The sequence below is a fragment of the Methylobacterium sp. J-078 genome (assembly GCF_022829285.1).
Taxonomy (GTDB): Bacteria; Pseudomonadota; Alphaproteobacteria; order Rhizobiales; family Beijerinckiaceae; genus Methylobacterium.
Window position 1 is genome coordinate 1 of sequence record NZ_JAKSYI010000088.1, and the last position, 658, is coordinate 658.

1 pseudogene is annotated in these 658 nt (G+C 65.5%); it reads left to right on the top strand.

Annotated elements, in window-relative coordinates:
• Window positions 1–554: pseudogene (locus MKK58_RS13870) on the top strand (hypothetical protein); the annotation flags it as partial.
• Window positions 555–658 lie beyond the last annotated feature (104 nt).

Genomic DNA, 658 nt, shown 5'->3' on the forward strand with positions numbered 1-658 from the left:
CGGTCTACGTTCAGGCGGCGATGTCGCGGGCCACGCTCCGGACCCTGACCTGTCCCTGGTCATCTCAGGGGCGGCGTCAGGTGACGCTGGACGCACAACCCGGAGTGGCCGAACTCGCCATCGCGGATATCCCGAAATACCTGATTGACGTGGCGTCCCCGGCGCCGGATCTCACGCGGCCGGCCACGCTTTTGCGCGTCACGCCGCTCCTGACCGTCAGCGGCCGGGCTAGGGCGACGATCGCAAGCCCCTACACGCAGGCTCTCTTGTTCAGCGATGACGACATCGCTCAACACAAAGTCGGGACTGTCTCGGCGACCAGCATGACACAGGCTCTGGTGCCGAGCCTCGTGTCGTCCCTCAGCCTCGACGTCAACGGGATCGGGCTTCTGGCGCCCGGCCTTCTAGCGACGGTAGGGACCGCACTCAACCTCGCCGCGCCGTCCCTGGACGGCGTTCTAGACAACACGCTTCGGACCATCGGCATTCGGATCGGCAAGGCCGATCTCACCGTGAACGGGGTCCGCTGCGATCAAGCCGTGCTTGTGCAGTAGGCAAATGCCGTGAGCATCCGCGATAGGCTGCCGTGCGTTAGGCGTTTCATCCGCGGAGGCTGATTGGCGCGCCTTAAGGGCAGCCGAAGCAAGGCCGGGGTTTG